We start from the raw sequence: 4,111 nt of genomic DNA, 5'->3' as shown, positions 1-4,111 counted from the left end.
CGTCCAGGTCGTGCTCGATGACGACCACGCTGTGCCCGCCGTCGACCAGCCGGTGCAGCACACGGATCAGGCGCTCCACGTCGGCCATGTGCAAGCCCACCGTCGGCTCGTCGAGCACGTACAGCGTGTGCGGCGCCTTGTTGCCGCGCCGGCCCACGTCGTCGCGCACCTTGGTCAGCTCGGTCACCAGCTTGATGCGCTGCGCCTCGCCGCCACTCAGCGTCGGTGACGGCTGGCCCAGCGTCAGGTAGCCCAGCCCCACGTCCTTCATCAGCTGCAGCGGGTGCGCGATGTTCGGCATCGACGCGAAGAACTCCACCGCCTCGTCGATCTCCATCTTCAGCACATCGCCAATGCTCTTGCCGCGCCAGCTCACCGCCAGCGTCTCGGCATTGAAACGCTGGCCGTGGCACACGTCGCACGGCACCTTCACGTCCGGCAGGAAGCTCATCTCGATCGTGCGCATGCCCTGCCCTTCGCAGGCCGGGCAGCGGCCGTCGCCGGTGTTGAAGCTGAAGCGCGCCGGCAGGTAGCCGCGCGCACGCGACTCCAGCGTGTCGGCGAACAGCTTGCGGATGGTGTCCCAGAAGCCGATGTAGGTGGCCGGGCACGAACGCGGCGTCTTGCCGATCGGCGTCTGGTCGACCTCGAGCACGCGGTCGATATAACCCCAGCCGTCGATCTTCTCGCAGCCCTGCCAGTTCGGCTTGCCGCCGCGCACGTTGATGAACTGCAGGTTGGCCAGCAGCACGTCGCGCGCCAGCGTCGACTTGCCCGAACCGCTGACGCCGGTCACCGCCACCAGCCGCTTCAGCGGCACGTCGACCGTCACCTGCTGCAGGTTGTGCAGCGAGGCGCCGTGGATCGTCAGCAGCCGGTTCGCCTCGCCCTCCTTCGCGACCTTGCTCGCCACCGACGCCAGGAAGGCATCCACCTCGCGCCGCGCCTTCAGCGGGTGCACCAGCGGGTTCGCGAGGAAGCGCCCGGTCACTGAATCGGGGTTCTTCGCCAGGTCGCCCGCCGTGCCCTCGGCCACCAGCCGGCCACCGCGCTTGCCGGCGCCCGGGCCGATGTCGATGATGTGGTCGGCGCGGCGGATCGTGTCCTCGTCGTGCTCCACCACCACCAGCGTGTTGCCCTTGTCGCCCAGCTTGTGCAGCGCATCGAGCAGGATCTGGTTGTCGCGCGGGTGCAGGCCGATGGTCGGCTCGTCGAGCACGTAGCACACGCCCTGCAGGTTGCTGCCGAGCTGCGCCGCCAGCCGGATGCGCTGCGCCTCGCCACCCGACAGCGTCGGCGCCGCACGGTCCAGCGTCAGGTAGCCGAGGCCGACTTCTTCCAGGAACTCCAGCCGGCTCGCGATCTCGCTGACCACGTCGCGCGCGATCTCCGCGTCGCGCCCGGTCAGCGTCAGCGCCTGCACCCACTTGCGCGCATCGGCCACCGACCACTGCGCGATCCACGCGATCGAATGCGTGTCGAAGGTGACGCCGCGCGACACCGGGTTCAGCCGCGTGCCGCCGCAATCCGGGCACGGCTCGTCGACCACGCCTTCAACCTCCGCCTCCTCCGACGGGAAGCTCTGCTCGCGGCCCTTGTTGTCATCGTCCTGCACCGAATCGTCATACGCCTTGCGCTGCTCGCGCGTCAGCGCGAGGCCGGTGCCGACGCAGGTGGTGCACCAGCCGTGCTTGCTGTTGTAGCTGAACATGCGCGGGTCCAGCTCGGGGTAGCTGGTGGCGCAGACCGGGCAGGCGCGCTTGGTCGAGAACACCTTCACCTCGCCGAGCTTGCGCGTCGGCGTGCCGGCCAGCATCGCGCCGCGCAGCCCCTTCAACGGGCTCAGCAGGTGCATCACGCCCTTGCCCAGGTCCAGCGCCTGCGCCAGCAGCGTGCGCAGCTCGGCCTCGTTGTCCTTGCCGATCACCAGGTCGCCGACCGGCAATTCGACGGTGTGCTCCTTGAAACGGTCCAGCCGCGGCCACGGATCGACCGGCAGGAAGTCGCCGTCCACCCGCAGGTGCGTGTGGCCGCGCGCCTTCGCCCACTTCGCAAGGTCGGTGTAGACGCCCTTGCGGTTGACGACCAGCGGCGCCAGCAGCCCGACGTGCACGCCCTGGTGGTCGCGCAGCAGCTGGGCTGCGATGCTCTCGACGCTCTGCGGCCGCACCGGCGCGCCGTCGTTCACGCAGTGCTGGATGCCCAGCTTCACGTACAGCAGCCGCAGGAAGTGCCAGACCTCGGTCGTCGTCGCGACGGTGCTCTTGCGGCCGCCGCGGCTCAGCCGCTGCTCGATCGCCACCGTCGGCGGGATGCCGTACACCGCGTCGACCTCCGGCCGCCCGGCCGGCTGCACGATGCTGCGCGCATAGGCGTTCAGCGATTCGAGGTAGCGGCGCTGGCCCTCGTTGAACAGGATGTCGAAGGCCAGCGTGCTCTTGCCCGAGCCCGACACGCCGGTCACCACGCTGAACTTGCCGCGCGGGATGCTGACGTCCAGCGACTTCAGGTTGTGCTCGCGCGCATTGACGATGCGGATCGATTCGTCGCGCTGCACGTCGCGGGCCTTCTTGACCAGGTACTGCAGCGGCACGCCTTCTTCCACCTGGTGCTCGCCCGCACGCATCGACACCTCGTACTCGGCCAGCGCGCGGCCGGTGTGCGAGGTCGGATGCAGCTTCACGTCCTCCGGCGTGCCGGTGCACACCACCAGCCCGCCGGCCTCGCCGCCTTCCGGGCCGAGGTCGATCAGCCAGTCGGCCGCGCGGATCACGTCGAGGTTGTGCTCGATCACGACCAGCGAATGCCCGGCGTCGAGCAGCTTGCGGAACGCGCGCATCAGCTTCGCGATGTCGTCGAAGTGCAGGCCGGTGGTCGGCTCATCGAACATGAAGAGCGTGCCCTTCTTCGCGACCGGCTGGCGGCTCGCGGTCGTCGTCTGCGCCGCCTCGGCCAGGAAGCCGGCCAGCTTCAGCCGCTGCGCCTCGCCGCCCGACAGCGTCGGCACCGGCTGGCCCAGCTTCACGTACTCGAGGCCCACGTCGACGATCGGCTGCAGCACGCGCAGCACCTCGCGGTCCTGCGCGAACATCTGCACCGCCTCGCTGACGGTCAGCTCCAGCACGTCGGCCACGCTCAGTTCGCGGGCCACCTCACCGGGGAGGCGGCGCTCGATCTTCACGTCGAGGATCTCGGCGCGGTAGCGGCGGCCGTCGCAATCCGGGCAGCGCAGGTACACGTCGGACAGGAACTGCATCTCGACATGCTCGAAGCCCGAGCCGCCGCAGGTCGGGCAGCGGCCGTCGCCGGCGTTGAAGCTGAACATGCCGGCGCCGTAGCCGCGCTGGCCGGCCAGCGGCGTCTGCGCGAACAGCTTGCGGATCTCGTCGAACGCGCCGACGTAGCTGGCCGGGTTCGAGCGCGCGGTCTTGCCGATCGGCGACTGGTCGACGAACACCGCGTCGGTCAGCCAGTCGGCGCCGAGCAGGCGGTCGTGCTCGCCGGGCGTCTCGGTGGCCTTGCCGAAATGGCGCGCGAGCGCCGGGAACAGCACGTCCTGCATCAGCGTGCTCTTGCCCGAGCCGGACACGCCGGTCACGCACACCAGGTGCTGCAGCGGGAACTCGACCGTCACGTTCTTCAGGTTGTGGTCGCGCGCGCCTTCGAGGATCAGCTTCGGCGTCGCCTCGGTCACCAGCCGCTTCAGGCCGCCCAGGCCGACCTGCTTGCGCYCGCCGAGGTAGGCGCCGGTCAGCGTGTCGGCACGGCGGATCTCTTCCGGCGTGCCGTCGAACACGATGCTGCCGCCGCGCTCGCCGGGGCCCGGGCCCATGTCGATCAGCCGGTCGGCCGCCAGCATCACCGCCGGGTCGTGCTCGACGACCACCAGCGTGTTGCCGGCATCGCGCAGCCGGTGCATCGCCTCGACGATGCGGTTCATGTCGCGCGGGTGCAGGCCGATGCTCGGCTCGTCGAGCACGAACATCGTGTTGACCAGCGAGGTGCCGAGCGCGGTAGTGAGGTTGATGCGCTGCACCTCGCCGCCGCTCAGCGTGCGGCTCTGGCGGTCCAGCGTCAGGTAGCCGAGGCCGACATCGCACAGGTATTTCAG

Annotated in this window: 1 protein-coding gene; it reads right to left on the bottom strand. The window is 69.8% G+C overall.

Annotated elements, in window-relative coordinates; all coding sequences use genetic code 11:
- Positions 1 to 4,111 (bottom strand): excinuclease ABC subunit UvrA (locus AC1D01_RS23380; RefSeq protein ID WP_477870562.1); only part of this gene is annotated, 4,111 nt, incomplete at both ends.

The sequence above is a fragment of the Rhizobacter sp. P3_B12 genome (assembly GCF_056402895.1).
This window is presented reverse-complemented; position numbering and strand designations above follow the sequence as displayed.